Origin of the sequence: Nonomuraea sp. NPDC047529 (assembly GCF_040642995.1) — a bacterium.
In the GTDB taxonomy this organism is placed as follows: domain Bacteria; phylum Actinomycetota; class Actinomycetes; order Streptosporangiales; family Streptosporangiaceae; genus Nonomuraea.
This window is the reverse complement of sequence record NZ_JBEYTJ010000010.1, coordinates 1-13,508: the sequence shown is the minus strand read 5'-3', so window position 1 is coordinate 13,508 and position 13,508 is coordinate 1. Positions and strand designations below refer to the sequence as shown.

Below are 13,508 nucleotides of genomic sequence, written 5' to 3'. Positions count from 1 at the left end.
AGGGTTAACTGTATCAGCCGCCGGACGGTGCCCGCACATCAGCCGAGCCGCTCCCCCAGCCTCCCGTACGCCCCCAGCACCAGGTCCCAGAACCCCTTCACGTCCACGGACGTCGCCACCAGCGCGTTCGCCTGCCGTCCGCGCAGGTCGAAGTCGGTGACGGTCATCCCCCGCGTGTACGTCCCGACGGTCTCCACGTTCACCACGGCCGGCACGCAGGTGAACAACGACGGGTCCAGCACGTACGCCACCGCGCAGGCGTCGTGGATCGCCGGGCCGCCCTCGGCCGTCACCACGCCGTAGAACTGCGCGGCGGGCACCAGCAGCTCCGACAGCCGGCCGAGCGGGCGCATGCGGTCGAGCACGTCCGTGGTGACCAGGGCGGACAGGGTCACGTCGAGGCCGAGCTGCCGTACCTGCCAGCCGGCCTCGAAGACGATCGCCGCGGCCTCGGGGTCGGCCAGCATGTTGAACTCGGCCGCCGGGTTGTGGTTCCCCCGCGTGTACGAGCCGCCCATGATCACCAGCTCGCGGGCCCACTCGACGACGCGGGGCTCGCGGCGTACGGCGAGGGCGATGTTGGTCAGCGGGCCCACCGCGACCAGCGTGATCTCGCCGGGGGCGGCACGCAGGGCGTCCACGATGAAGTCCACCGCGTGGCCGTCCGACAGGGGGCGTACGGGGGCGGGCAGGACGACGTCCCCCAGGCCGGTGGCGCCGTGGACGTGGCCGGCGCGGACCGTGCGGTGCAGCAGGGCGCCCGCGCTGCCGGGCGTGACCGGCACGTCGCCGAGGTCGAGGAACTCCCTGAGCGCCAGCGCGTTGGCGGTGGTCAGCTCCAGGTCGACGTTGCCGCCCACGGTGGTGACGCCCACCACTTCGAGATCGGGAGAGCCGGCCGCGAGGGCCAGGGCGAGCGCGTCGTCGATGCCGGGGTCGCAGTCGATGAGAACTTTCTTCACACCACAGGACAATACGCATGCCCTGCCACCTGTGAGCCAAAGGCGGAGCGGCGGGGAGTGGCAGGGGGTGGGCATGGATCGAGGCCGGGCAGTTTCCCCCAAATCTGCCCGGCCTCGATCGGTGGCGGTCCAGGCCGACGTCTTCCCCCAAAAACGTCGGCGGTCCCGCACTCGCGGACCGCGGTCCCCCTCCGCGTCCGCATCGGTGAAGGTCTGTTGTGGCCTCTCGACCTGCTACAACGCTACCGAGACGAATGCAACGGTCGCGTCATAACGGGGTCGAATAAGCGTTTAATCCGACTAGGGAAGCTCCAATCGAACCTCTGTACCGTCCTGCAACGATCTGCTCACCGTGCAGTACTTGTCGTGCACCCGCCCGGCGACCGCCCTGAACACCTCGTCGGCCTCCTCCGAGGGCAGCTCCACGTCGTAGGTGACCGTCACCGGCCCGAGCTTGTTCGGCTCGACCTTCTCCGACTCCACCGTCATGGCCAGGCGCACCAGCCGGTGCCCGCGCTTGGCCGTGAGCGGCTCGACGGTGACGATGTTGCATCCGCCCACCGCCGCGAGCAGCAGCTCGACCGGGGTGAACACGCCCTCCTCGTCACCGCCGCCGATCCTCACCTCGGCGCCACGGGCGTTCGTGGCCCGGAAACCGCCGTCTTCTGTCCGCTCAACACGCACGTTAGCCATGTTTCAGACCTTACTCAGAAAGCTCTCATGTTCCTTCAGCATCGTCATAGGCATGGCTAGTGAGGTGAATGCGAGTCACGGTCCCATCCTCTTCTGGTGCGGGGTCGCGGTCGCCGAGTTCGGCGCGATCCAGCCGGGGTTCGGCTACCCCTGGCGGCCCACCGCGTACGCCGCCGCGGCGCTGCTCGTCGCGCTCGGCTTCGCCATCGTCAAGGCCGCCGACCTGCTCCGGACGGAACAGGCCAGGCAGCGGCTGCGGCTCGGCGGCTACCTGGCCGGTGCGCTGCTGGTGGCCCACGAGTTCAGCTCCACCGCGTACGTGACGGCGCCCAGCCGTCTTGGGTCGCTCCTGCTGTACGCGATGGCGGCCGTCATGGCGGTACGCAGCCACACGGTGACCCCCGAGACCAGGGGCAAGGTGCTGATCGCGTCCGGCATGGACGCGGAGACCCTACGCGCCCGGCTGGCCCTCGCCACAGGACCCGGCGCCGTGCCCGACAGCACGCCGAACATCGTGGCCGTGTACCGGACCGAGCGCGCCAGCAACGAGCTGCGCGACCTGGAGGCCAGGTACGGCCTCATCCTCGTCACCGGCGCCGAGCACGACCCGAGGGCCAAGGAGCGCATCAGTGCCTCCGGCCTCAGCCGCCAGATCCCCGACATCACCGAGCGCGAGGTCGTCGTCGAGGGCCCGCGCCCGTTCACCCGGTACGTCGGCGGCGCGTTGTCACGCCTTGCGATCCCCAGATCACAGGTTCATTTCAAACCGGAGCAAAAGGTTTAGCCCCACGTTACGGCCGACGTGAGAGCGTGGTCTGCGGACAAGGAGGCCAGGTGACGATTTTCCCCGGAAGCGCCCGTGTCGACACGGTCATGGGCATGCCCGTCAGTGTGGACATCCGCACGGCTCTGCCGGCCAGAGAGCTCACCCCCCTGCTCGACGACGCCTTCTCCTGGTTGCGCTGGGTGGCCGACACCTTCAGCCCGGCCAAGGAGGACAGCCAGATCTGGCGGCTCAACCAGGGCCTCACCATCAGGCAGATCCCCGAGCTCGTCGAGGTGCTGCACCGCTGCGAGGAGCTGAGCGAGGCGACCGGCGGCTGGTTCGAGCACCGGATCAACGGCGTGATCGACCCCTCCGGCTACATCAAGGGCTGGGCCCTCGAACGCCTGTCGCGGGCGCTGTGCAACGCCGGCGCCGGAGACCACCGCATCAACGCGGGCGGCGACATCAGGGTGCGCGGCTCGGCCGCCCCGGGCAAGGCCTGGCGCGTCGGCATCCGCGACCCGCGCACCGACGTCGTCAGGAAGGCGCTGTTCGCCCACGACCTCGGCATCGCCACCTCGGGCGGCGCGGCCGTGGTGGACCCGCGCACCGGGGAGCGCCAGCAGACGCTGGGCTCGGTCACCGTGATCGGCCCCGACCTCGGCGTGGCCGACGCCTACGCCACCGCCATGTACGCCATGGGCCCCACCCTGGCCCCGCGCTTCGCGGCCGACCTGGCCGAGGCGGGCGCGTACGACACCATGATCGTTCTGCGGGACGGGCAGGAGGTCAGCACGCCGGGCATCTCGGGGATCGACGCGGGGGCGCGCCTGGCCGGCTGAGCACGGCTCAGGCGTCGGGATGATCCCGCAGATACTCCAGGTAGATCGGGCGCAACGCCTCGCCCAGTTCACCCTCGCCCGCCGCCAGCGCGTCGCTGAGCAGCGCGGAGACCCGGCTGAGGTCGTTGGCGGTCTCACTCTCGTGACCACTGGCGGCCTCGGCGGCGGGGATCACCTTGAGCAGGTTCCACAGGAAGCCCAGATCCCCATGGCGTACGGCGTACCGCACCGCTCGGTCGTGCAACTCCGCCGCGGGCAACGAATCAAGACCATTAGCGTCCATCTCGCTCCCTTTCCCGACAGGAGTCACAGGTAACCGCCACCACCGACAGTGATCGATCGACGTCCCTCCGTCCGTCTATCGCGCCGGCGATCGCGAAGTGGGAGGATCAACCAGCGTGAGATTCATCATCAGAACCGTGGCCGCGGCCGCCGCCCTCTGGGTCGCCATCCAGTTCCTCGACGGCATCAAGATCACAGCCCCCGAGAACTCGGCCAAGTATTGGGGCGTCCTGCTCCTCGTGGCCCTGATCTTCGGCGTCGTCAACGCCATCGTGAAGCCGATCGTCAAGGCACTGGGCTGCGCGGTCATCGTGCTGACCCTGGGGTTGTTCCTCCTCGTCATCAACGCGGCCATGCTGCTGCTGACGAGCTGGATCGCCGGTCAGTTCGACATCCCCTTCCACGTCGACAACTTCTACCCCGCCGCCTTCTGGGGCGCGATCATCATCAGCGTCGTCAGCTGGCTGCTCGGCCTGTTCATCCCCGACAACGACTGACCCCCTCCCCATGCAGCTCAACGGCGCGGGCCTGACCTGCGCCCAGGTACACGACGCCGCCCACGGCCGGGCCCGGGTCACGATCGGCTCCCTCGATCGGGCCCGGGCCTCGTGGGCCACCGCCCAGGGGCTGACCGGCCCGGTCTACGGCCGCAGCACGGGCGTGGGCGCCAACCGGGACGTCCGGCTCGACTCCCCCGGTCTCGATCTGCTGCGCAGCCACGCCTGCGGAGCGGGCCCCCTGGTGGAGGCCGAACGTGCGCGGGCGATGCTCGTCGTGCGGCTCAACCAGCTCATGGCGGGCGGTTCGGGCATCGACCCGGCCGTGCTGCCCGTCCTGGCCGACGCGGTCGCCGGGGGGTTCACGCCGCCGGTCCGCACGTACGGCGCGATCGGCACCGGCGACCTGACCGCGCTCGCCACCACGGCCCTGTGCCTGCTGGGCGAGGTGCCCTGGCGGCGGGCGGGCGAGGAGGCGGCCGGGCCGCGCTTCTCGCTCGCCTCCGGCGACGCGCTGCCCTTCATCAGCTCGGGCGCGGCCACGCTGGCCGACGCCGCCCTGGCCTGCCATCGCCTGGGCGAGCTGCTGGAGGCCGCCGTGGAGGTGGCCGCGCTGTCCTTCACCGCCGTGGACGCCTCCGCCGAGCCCCTGGCCGCCCCCGTCCAGGAGGCCAGGCCGCACGCGGGCCAGTCGCGCGTGGCCGGACGCCTGCGCGGCCTGCTCGCCCACGAACCGGCCCCCCGCGTCCAGGACCCGTACGGCTACCGCGCCTTCGCGCAGGTGCACGGCGCGGCCGTGGACGCGTTGGAGCGCGCCACCGCGACCGTCGAGACCGACCTGAACGCCGCCACCGAGAACCCGCTCGTCACCGGCACCCTGGCCTGGCACAACGGCAACTTCCACTCGGCCCCGGTGGCCCTGGCCCTCGACGCGCTGCGGGCCGCGCTGGCCCATACCGCCCAGCTCAGCACCGCCCGCCTGGCCACCCTCATGAACCCCGCCTACACCGGGCAGCTCCCGTTCCTGGCCGACCGGCCGGGCGCCTCCGGCCTCATGATCCTGGAGTACGTGGCCCAGGACGCCCTGGCCGAGCTGCGCCACCTCGCGGCCCCCGTGACGACCGGGACCGCGGTGATCTCGCTGGGCACCGAGGACCACGCCGGTTTCGCCACCCAGGCCGCCCGCCACGCGCTGCGCTGCCTCGAACCGCTGGAGATCGTGCTGGCCTGCGAGCGCGCCGCCGCCGTACGGGCCCGCAAGGGGGCGCGGCCCGACGGCCGGCTCACCGACGAGCTGGACGAGGCGCGGGCGGCGCTTGCGCGACCGAGCCACGCTCCCTGAGCGTCGGCGCCTGGACGACGCGGCGGCGCCGGGTGCCGCCGTCGGCCGCGGCCGCGATGAGGCGCACCGCGGCCCTGACGATGCCGTCGATGTCCCAGTCGACGGTGGTCAGGCCCGGGGTGAGCAGCCCTGACATGGGATGGTCGTCGTAGCCCATGACCGACACGTCGCCGGGGATGGACAGGCCCAGCTCCTTGGCCGCGGCGTAGACGCCGTAGGCGATGGAGTCGGCGAAGCAGAAGACCGCCCCCGGCCTGGACGTGGAGAGGATCTCGTGGGCCGCCGACGTGGCCGCGGCCAGGTCGTGGGGGGCCGAGACGACCTCGATGTCGAGCCCCAGCCGGTCGGCCTCGGCCAGGACGTGCACGTCGGCCGGACGGTCGGGCGTGCTGGCCTGGGTGGGCGTGAGCACGGCGACCCGGCGGTGGCCGAGCCCGGCCAGATGTTCGAGGGCCAGCGTGACGCCCCGGCGGTTGTCGAAGACGACCTCGCCCGCCGTGCCCGCCAGCGCGTCGCCGATCGCGACGACGGGCAGCGACTCGCACAGCTCGGCCCAGAACGGCGCGGCCGGATCGACCGGCTGCACGATCAGACCGTCGACGCGCTGGTCGCGGAGCTGCTGGGCGAGCACGCGCTCACGCTCGGGGTCGCCGACCGCGTCGAGGATCAGGGCATAGCGGTCTTTCTCCCGCAGGCCCCTGCTGATGCCGACCGCCAGCGACTGCTGCCACAGGTCTTCGAGCGAGCCGCAGAGCAGGCCGATCATGCCTGTGCGGCCGCTGGCCAGGGCCCTTGCGATGGGGTCGGCCTCGTAGCCGAGCTCGGCGGCGGCGGCGCGGACGCGCTCCATCGTCTCCTCCGAGACCTGCATGCCGCGCAGCGCATAGGAGACGGCCGCCGGAGACAGACCGGTCGCGCGGGCCACTTCCCGAATCGTCGCTCTCTTCCGCGGCATCCAGCCAGCCTATTGCCTGCCACCGACAGAAGCCGGGTTCCCGCTCGGGCTCGCGTCCTTCTTCTTGGTCCGGTCTCGACGTGCGAAGCGTTGACAAATAGGACAGTGAAGCGGTTCACTGAACCGTATCACTGAAACGGTTCACAGGTTTGATTTCGCAGTACAGTTCGTTTACCTGTAATCTCAGTAGGAAATAGAGGGAGGTGTGATCGTGAGCATCGACGTGCATCAGCATCTGTGGACGGACGCGTTCGTCGCGGCGCTGCGCGCTCGCACCGCCCCTCCCCGGCTCGACGGCTGGACGCTGCTCCTCGACGGCGAGCCGCCGTACGAGGTCGATCCGGCCGACCACGAGCACCGGGACACGACCGGGCTCGACCTGGCGCTGGTGTCGATGTCGAGCCCGCTGGGCGTGGAGTTCCTGCCGCCGGAGGAAGCCTGGCCGCTGATCGACGCCTACCACGAGGGCGCGCTCGCGCTGGGCCGGCCGTTCGGGGTGTGGGCGGCGACCTGTCACAGCGAGCCCGATCCTGAGCGGCTGGCCAAGGACCTCGACCGGGGGGCGGCCGGGTTGCAGATCCCGGCCACCGCCGTACCGGACGACCGGCTGCTCGACGTGCTCACCGAGCGGGATCTGCCGCTGTTCGTGCATCCCGGCCCGGCCGCCGTGCCGCCGCCGCCGGGGGCGCCGTCGTGGTGGCCGGCGCTGGTGCCGTACGTGCAGCAGATGCACGCGTCCTGGCACCACTTCCACGCCGTGGTCAGGCCCCGGCATCCTCGGCTGCGGGTGTGCTTCGCGCTGCTGGCGGGCCTGGCGCCGCTGCACTCCGAGCGGCTCATCGCCCGGGGCGGCACCGGGCGCGGCCTGGTCGACCCCGGCTTCTACGTGGAGACGTCCTCGTACGGGCCGCGCGCCATCGACGCGATCGTCCGCGAGCTGGGCATCGACGTCGTCGTCAACGGCTCCGACGCCCCGTACGCCACCGCCCCCGACCCCGGCCTCGGCGCCGCCGCTTTCCACGCCATCCGCTCCACCAACCCCCGCCGCCTCCTCTCCCTCCCGAACCCATGACCCCCGCGAGAGAGCGCCGGCACCTGGCCATCAACCCCACCCCACGCAGTGGGGCGGTTGACCCCGCGAGGGAGCGCCGGCCTGCGGGCGACCGAGCCGCCTCACGCAGTGAGGCAGTTGACCCCGCGAGGGAGCGCCGGTGCCTGGAGGAGCGGCGGGAGCGAAGCGACCAGAGCGGGGGAAGGCGCCGGCATTCCGGCGACCGAGCCGCCTCACGGAGTGAGGCCATGAGATACAGAAAGGAGACTCGTACGTGAGTGACATCCAGATCCAGGGCGGCGGCGTGTGTGCCGGGCTGCCGGAGCGCGCGCTCGACCGGCGTGAGCTGCGCGACCTGGTCGACGAGCTGGCCGCCAACCCGCAGGAGTGGCGCGAGATGGTCGACTTCCCGACCGACGGCGGACGGCACTACGCCTCCCTGTACCGGGACGCCTACGTGGACGTCTGGGTGCTGTGCTGGCGTCCCGAGGACGACACGGGCTGGCACGACCACGACATCTCCTCGGGCGCGGTGCACGTCGTGCAGGGGGCGTTGCAGGAGAGCAACCCGCGCATCGGCGGCGAGCACCTGGAGACCGTGGTGCCCGCCGGGCAGTCGTTCTCGTTCGGGCCCGACCACATCCACCGGCTCGGCGGCGCGGAGGGCGAGAGCGTCTCGATCCACGCCTACTCGCCGCCGTTGTGGCGGCTCGGCCAGTACTCGATCGACGACAGCGGCGTCATGCGCCGCGTCTCGGTGAGCTACGCCGACGAGCTGCGTCCTATGGACGAGCCTGTCGCGGTGGCCTGAGCACGCAGCAGCTCCCGCACGCCTCGACGTCGGGCAGGGTGATCCACAGGCAGCACGTCCTGCGGAAGTAGCCGTCGTCGGCGGGCTCGACCAGCCCGTCGACCGGCCTGCCGATCTCGGCGAGCAGGGCCATGTAGTCGCCCTCGACGATGGTGACCAGCGGATGGGCGAACGCCTCGGCGGTCGAGCCCCACAGCGTGCGCTCGCCGACCTTGGCGAGCACGCTGATGGCCTTGACCAGCGGCTGCTGCGCCTCGGCCAGCGACTCGCGGATGGGCTCGACGCCCGTGCCCCAGGTCACCCGGCTGGCGGCGATGGTCACGCCGGCGTCGGAGACCTTGAAGTAGGTGTCGGCCAGCCGCATGACCGGGACGCGGCCGTCGAGGGCCCAGCCGAGCGCCATGGGCAGGCTGTGCCAGTAGCCGAAGGTCTTCCAGAACAGCGCCGCGCCGACGTGCCTCGGCGCGTTCCAGCGCGCCGCCGTCTGCGCGACCAGCTCTTCCAGCAGCGTGTACGGCTCCCGCACGAGATCGGCGGCGGCCGTCCAGCTCTCGTCGGGGTCGATCACGAGGCCGGGCTCGACCCCTATGACGCCGCCCCGGCCGTCGGCCAGGCGCTGGAGAGCCTCGGTCAGCACGCCGCGAATCCCTTCTACAGGTTAGCCTTACCTAAGGTAGCAGGGCGTCCGGCCAGCCATCCAGCCACCAGCTGCGCTCCGAGGACGCCCAGGCCGACCGTCAGCGGCAGGGTCCAGCCGCCCGAGAGCTCCCTGAGGTAGCCGAACAGCAGCGGGCCCAGCGCGGCCACCAGGTACCCCACTGACTGGGACACGGCCGACAGCGCGGTCACGCCGGCGGGATCGGCCGGGCGCAGCGCGATGATCAGCAGCGCCAGCGCGAACGAGGCCCCCTGGCCGACGCCGAGCACGATCATCCACAACCACGGCACGGTGGCCGGGGCCAGCAGCACGCCGAGGTAGCCGAACACGGTCAGCACGCCCGCGCCCACCACGTACGGCACCTGCGAGGCCCGGCGGCCGGCCAGCACCGGCACCGCGAGCGAGGTGGCGACCTGGACCAGGTTCGTCAGGCTGAGCAGGTAGCCGGCCTGGTCGGCGGGCAGGCCGGCGTCGAGGAAGATCGTCGGCAGCCAGGCCAGCATGACGTAGAAGGTGAGCGACTGCAGGCCCATGAGGGCGGTCACGTACCAGGTGACCCGGCTGCGCAGGATGGCGCCGAACGGTCTCGGGCCGCCCTGCTCGGCCGCCCTCCCCCGGACCGCCTGCGGCAGCCAGAGCAGGGCCGCGACCAGCGCGGGCACGGCGAGCAGCGCCGAGACGCCGCGCCAGTCGAAGCCGGTGGCCCGCTCCAGCGGGATCACCAGGGCCGAGGCCCCGGCCGCGCCGGCGACCACGGCCGAGACGTAGACGCCGGTGAGCAGGTTGACCCGGGTCGGGAAGTGCTGCTTCACGATGCCGGGCATGGAGACGTTCATGACGGCGATGGCGGTGGCGGCCAGCGCGGAGCCCAGGTAGAGCATGGGAACGCCGTCGAGCCCGCGCAGCATCTCGCCCGCCGCGACCACGAGCAGGCCGGCCAGCAGCGTCCTGTCCAGGCCGATGCGCCGCGCGAGCAGCGGCGCGAGCGGGCCGAACACGCCCAGGCAGACCACCATGACAGTGGTGATCGCGCCGCCGGCCGACGGCGACAGCCCCAGGTCCTTCATGATCTCGTCGAGGAGCGGCGACAGGCCGGCGATGGCGGGCCGCAGGTTGAGCGCGGCCAGCACGAACCCGGCCACCAGCAAGGCGTGTCTCAACGGCATAGGGCACCTACTCTGGCACAGGCGTCTGACAGCGTTGTCCGCCTGGGTGGAGTAGGACATGATCCATGCGTGAGACCGACGATGAAGGACGTCGCGTCGGCGGCGGGCGTGGCGCTCAAGACCGTCTCGCGCGTCGTCAACGACGAACCCGGCGTCCATCCGGCGACCGCCGAGCGGGTGCGGGCGGCCATCGACCGGCTGGGCTACAGCCGCAACGAGAGCGCCCGGGGGCTGCGCACCGGCATGACCGCCACGATCGGGCTGGTCATCGAGGACGTCGCCGACCCCTTCTACGCCGGTCTCAGCAGGGCCGTCGAGGACGTCGTCATCGACCACGGCTGCCTGCTGCTCAGCGGGTCGTCGGGCGAGGAGCCGGGCCGGGAGCGCGAGCTGGTCCAGACGTTCTGCGCGCGCAGGGTGGACGGGCTGATCGTCGTCCCGGCGGGCGACGACCACGCGTACCTGCGGGGTGAGCTGGAGACCGGCACGCCCGTGGTGTTCGCCGACCGGCCGCCCGAGCCCGGGATCGACGTGGACACCGTGCTCGCCGACAACGCGGGCGGGGCCGAGCAGGCCGTACGGCACCTGCTCACGTACGGGCACCACAGGATCGCGTTCCTGGGGGACGATCCGGCGATCTACACGGCGGCCGAGCGGCTGGCGGGCTACCGGCGGGCGCTCGGCGGGCTGTTCGACCCGCGGCTGGTGGCGATGCGCACGCCGTCCCCGGACGACGTACGGGCCGACCTGCGGCGCATGCTCGCCCTCGACGCGCCGCCGACCGCGCTGTTCACCGGGAACGGGCGGCTCACCGTAACCGCGCTGCGGGTCCTGGAGGGGCGGCGGCTCGCGCTGGTGGGGTTCGACGACTTCGAGCTGGCCGACCTGCTGCGGCCGGGGGTGAGCGTGGTGGCGCAGGATCCGGCGTGGATGGGCCGGGTGGCGGCCGAGCTGCTGTTCCGCCGCCTGCGCGGTGACGGCGGGCCGCCGGAGCACGTCGAACTGCCCGTACGTCTCATCCCACGCGGTTCCGGCGAACTCCCGGCGACGTAACCCCACCAGACGTGGCGGAACCGGACGACGCAGCCTCACCGGACGACGCGACGTGACCGGCCGGCGCGGCCGAGTGGGGCAGGGCCGGGTGGGGCGGGGCCGGGTGCGGCGGGGCCGGGTGCGGCGGGCGCAGGGCCCCGAGCAGGGCCAGCGCCCCCAGGACGCCCGCCGCCCCCGCCACCACGATCGCGGGCCCCGGCCCGATCGACTCGCCCAAAACGCCGACCAGCGCCGCACCGGCCGCCTGGCCCGTCATCAACCCCGCCGACTGCAGCCCGAACGCCTGCCCGCGCCCCTCCTCGGGCACCGCGTCCACGAATCGCCGCTGCAACCCGAGCTGGTACGCCAGCCCCGCCGCCGCGGACGCGGCCAGCACCGCGGCCCACCCGATGCCCGGCCCCAGCGCGAACGCCAGCCACGGCACCCCGAGCAGCACCGCGAGCGGCGCCGACAGCCGCTCCCGCAGCGGCGGCGCGGCGAACCGGCCCACGGCGAACTCCCCCACCGCCATCCCGGCCGCCGCCGCCGCGAGCACCACGCCCGCCCGCCCCTGACCGCCCAGGTACGGGACGATCATCGCCTCCGCCCCGGCCAGGAACATCGTCGGCACCCATCCGGCCAGCAGCAGCCCGCGCACCCGGGGATCGGCCAGCAGCGACCGGTTCACCCGCAACGTCTGCCGCACGGCCCCCGTCCCGCCCCTTCCCGAGGCGGTCCGGGCCGGCCGGTCGGGCAGGCCGAGGCGGAGCACCACCGCGCCGGCCACCGCCAGCGCGGCGGTGGCGGCCAGCGCGCCGGGCGCCCCGGCGAAGGCGAGGAAGGCGCCCCCGGCCGCGAGCCCGCCGACCTGCGAGGCCGCCGAGGCGACCCCGAGCACCGACCGCCCGAGCACGAACGAGTCCCCCGGCAGCACGTCCGGCAGCGCCGCCGACCTGGCCGCGCCGAAGACCGGCGAGAACAGCCCGCTGACCAGCACCAGCGCCAGCATCGCCCACACCGGCAGCCCGGCGTAGGCGAGCAGCAGGCACACCGCCGCCCTGACCAGCTCGCCGGTCACCATCAGCGCCCGGGGCCGCAGCCGGTCGGCCAGCGACAGCAGGAACATGCCGCCCACGATGTACGGCAGCCACCCCGCCATGTACGCCGCCGCCGACAACCCCGGCGACCCGGTACGCGCGTACACCAGCACGGACAGGGCCAGCATCTTGATCGAGTCCCCGGTGACGAGCAGCGCGAAGCTGCCGAACAACACCCGGAACTCCTTGACGGCGAACACGTCGCCGTACGTCGCCGCTCTCACACCCCCGATGCTGCTGAACCGGCTCCCGGCAGGGCCACAGTTTCGGATATAACCGAAAGATGGCAGTGAAGATCCAGGTGTCCCCGCAGGACCTGGTGGCCAGCCGGTTCGCGATCTCGCCGCTGATCGAGACCATGCACGCCCACTGGACGCTCGACGGCAGGAACGAGCCGGGCGTGCACCGCCGGTGGGTGGAACGGTGGCGTGGCCCGTACCTCGACCTGGTGCGCCGGCATCCGGCGCTGCGCGCGCTCGCGGCGGTCAGCGGCAACAAGGGCGACGCGAACGTCGACTTCATCGCGCCGCCCCCGGCCGGGATGAGCGTGCCGTTCGAGACCGAGCTGGCCTCGATGCGCCGGACCCCGGTGGCCCAGGCCCACAAGGAGGTCACCAAGGTGCTGGCGGGACTTCCGCCGCTGCCGGAGCAGCTCCGGGACGTGCTGTTCTCGCCACGGGTGGTCCAGGTGCTGGCGGACGCGTACGAGGCCCTGTGGCGGGAGATCGTCTCGGTGAGCTGGCCGCGCTTCCACACGATCCTGGAACGCGACGTGATCCAGCGCGCCGGACGCCTGGCCGCCTACGGCTGGGCCGCCGCGCTCGACGACCTCAGCGACCAGGTGCGCTGGCGCCAGGACGGGCACATCGAGGTGCGCCTGCACACGCGGCACGGCCTGCACGTGCTGGGCGGCAAGGGCCTGCTGTTCCTGCCGACGGCCTTCTCCCGTTCGGTGGGGGCGTACCTGGAGGAGTCCTGGCCCAACGCGCTGGTCTACCCGGCGCGCGGCACCGGCGCGGGGGTCGGCGTGCCGGACGGCGACCTGGCGCTGCTGATCGGGCGCACCCGGGCGCGCGTCCTCACCGAGCTGGCCGTGCCCGCGACGACCACGCACCTCGCCGCCCTGCTCGGCCAGAGCCTCGGCGCCACCGGAGGCCACCTCGCCGCCCTGCGCCGGACGGGTCTCGTCGTGGGCACCCGCACGGGCCGTTCCGTCCTTTACGCACGTACGCCGCTGGGGGACGCGCTGGTCGGCCGATCGCTGGCGTAGCGGGCCCGCCGCGGGCGGGGCCCCCGGACCGCCCCGGCGGGGCGGCGGGCCCCTCACGGCCCCCCCCCACACGCCGCCCCTGAA

Annotated in this window: 15 protein-coding genes; 8 read left to right on the top strand and 7 right to left on the bottom strand. The window is 72.7% G+C overall.

The window, feature by feature from the left end; translation table 11 throughout:
- Nucleotides 1–38: 38 nt before the first annotated feature.
- Nucleotides 39–962, bottom strand: a complete 924-nt coding sequence (locus tag ABZ815_RS17685; protein WP_357698980.1) for a nucleoside hydrolase — start codon at nt 960–962, stop codon at nt 39–41.
- Between the two features lie 300 nt (nt 963–1,262).
- Complete coding sequence (locus ABZ815_RS17680; protein WP_357698978.1) at nt 1,263–1,655, bottom strand: OsmC family protein; 393 nt, start codon at nt 1,653–1,655, stop codon at nt 1,263–1,265.
- A 52-nt stretch (nt 1,656–1,707) separates the two neighbouring features.
- Here ABZ815_RS17680 and ABZ815_RS17675 point away from each other — a divergent pair, with 52 nt between their 5' ends.
- Nucleotides 1,708–2,439: a hypothetical protein gene (locus ABZ815_RS17675; RefSeq protein WP_357698976.1), complete on the top strand. Its 732-nt coding sequence runs from the start codon at nt 1,708–1,710 to the stop codon at nt 2,437–2,439.
- Between the two features lie 50 nt (nt 2,440–2,489).
- Complete coding sequence (locus ABZ815_RS17670) at nt 2,490–3,263, top strand: FAD:protein FMN transferase (protein WP_357698974.1); 774 nt, start codon at nt 2,490–2,492, stop codon at nt 3,261–3,263.
- A gap of 7 nt (nt 3,264–3,270) precedes the next feature.
- Here ABZ815_RS17670 and ABZ815_RS17665 read toward each other — a convergent pair whose 3' ends face one another.
- The gene (locus ABZ815_RS17665; protein ID WP_352319467.1) at nt 3,271–3,546 is read right to left on the bottom strand and encodes a hypothetical protein; all 276 of its coding nucleotides are present in this window, start codon (nt 3,544–3,546) and stop codon (nt 3,271–3,273) included.
- Between the two features lie 115 nt (nt 3,547–3,661).
- Between ABZ815_RS17665 and ABZ815_RS17660 the strand changes: the two genes are divergently transcribed.
- Complete coding sequence (locus ABZ815_RS17660; RefSeq protein ID WP_357698972.1) at nt 3,662–4,042, top strand: phage holin family protein; 381 nt, start codon at nt 3,662–3,664, stop codon at nt 4,040–4,042.
- Nucleotides 4,043–4,052: 10 nt separating this feature from the next.
- Nucleotides 4,053–5,384, top strand: coding sequence for an aromatic amino acid ammonia-lyase (locus tag ABZ815_RS17655; protein WP_357698970.1), 1,332 nt, complete (start codon nt 4,053–4,055; stop codon nt 5,382–5,384).
- On the opposite strand, the gene ABZ815_RS17650 is transcribed toward ABZ815_RS17655, so the two are convergent.
- On the bottom strand, nt 5,326–6,339 hold the full coding sequence (locus ABZ815_RS17650) for a LacI family DNA-binding transcriptional regulator (RefSeq protein WP_357698968.1): 1,014 nt from the start codon (nt 6,337–6,339) through the stop codon (nt 5,326–5,328). The two genes, ABZ815_RS17655 and ABZ815_RS17650, sit on opposite strands and share 59 nt — an antisense overlap.
- Nucleotides 6,340–6,550: 211 nt before the next feature.
- Between ABZ815_RS17650 and ABZ815_RS17645 the strand changes: the two genes are divergently transcribed.
- Together ABZ815_RS17645 and ABZ815_RS17640 are read left to right on the top strand one after the other, a co-directional pair.
- Nucleotides 6,551–7,411, top strand: coding sequence for an amidohydrolase (locus ABZ815_RS17645; RefSeq protein WP_357698966.1), 861 nt, complete (start codon nt 6,551–6,553; stop codon nt 7,409–7,411).
- Between the two features lie 253 nt (nt 7,412–7,664).
- Entirely contained in the window at nt 7,665–8,201 is a 537-nt protein-coding gene (locus ABZ815_RS17640; protein WP_357698964.1) for a cysteine dioxygenase family protein, read from the top strand.
- Here the strand turns inward: ABZ815_RS17640 and ABZ815_RS17635 are convergent.
- Together ABZ815_RS17635 and ABZ815_RS17630 are read right to left on the bottom strand one after the other, a co-directional pair.
- Nucleotides 8,173–8,838, bottom strand: a complete 666-nt coding sequence (locus ABZ815_RS17635; protein ID WP_357698962.1) for a (2Fe-2S)-binding protein — start codon at nt 8,836–8,838, stop codon at nt 8,173–8,175. The genes ABZ815_RS17640 and ABZ815_RS17635 overlap by 29 nt on opposite strands.
- Before the next feature lie 14 nt (nt 8,839–8,852).
- The gene (locus ABZ815_RS17630; RefSeq protein ID WP_357698960.1) at nt 8,853–10,019 is read right to left on the bottom strand and encodes an MFS transporter; all 1,167 of its coding nucleotides are present in this window, start codon (nt 10,017–10,019) and stop codon (nt 8,853–8,855) included.
- An 87-nt stretch (nt 10,020–10,106) separates the two neighbouring features.
- Between ABZ815_RS17630 and ABZ815_RS17625 the strand changes: the two genes are divergently transcribed.
- Complete coding sequence (locus tag ABZ815_RS17625) at nt 10,107–11,078, top strand: LacI family DNA-binding transcriptional regulator (protein WP_357699467.1); 972 nt, start codon at nt 10,107–10,109, stop codon at nt 11,076–11,078.
- Here the strand turns inward: ABZ815_RS17625 and ABZ815_RS17620 are convergent.
- A complete protein-coding gene (locus ABZ815_RS17620; RefSeq protein ID WP_357698958.1) occupies nt 11,041–12,378 on the bottom strand; it encodes an MFS transporter in 1,338 nt (445 codons plus the stop codon). The two genes, ABZ815_RS17625 and ABZ815_RS17620, sit on opposite strands and share 38 nt — an antisense overlap.
- 59 nt (nt 12,379–12,437) lie before the next feature.
- On the opposite strand from ABZ815_RS17620, the gene ABZ815_RS17615 reads away from it, so the two are divergent.
- Nucleotides 12,438–13,424, top strand: coding sequence for a winged helix-turn-helix domain-containing protein (locus tag ABZ815_RS17615; protein WP_357698956.1), 987 nt, complete (start codon nt 12,438–12,440; stop codon nt 13,422–13,424).
- Nucleotides 13,425–13,508 lie beyond the last annotated feature (84 nt).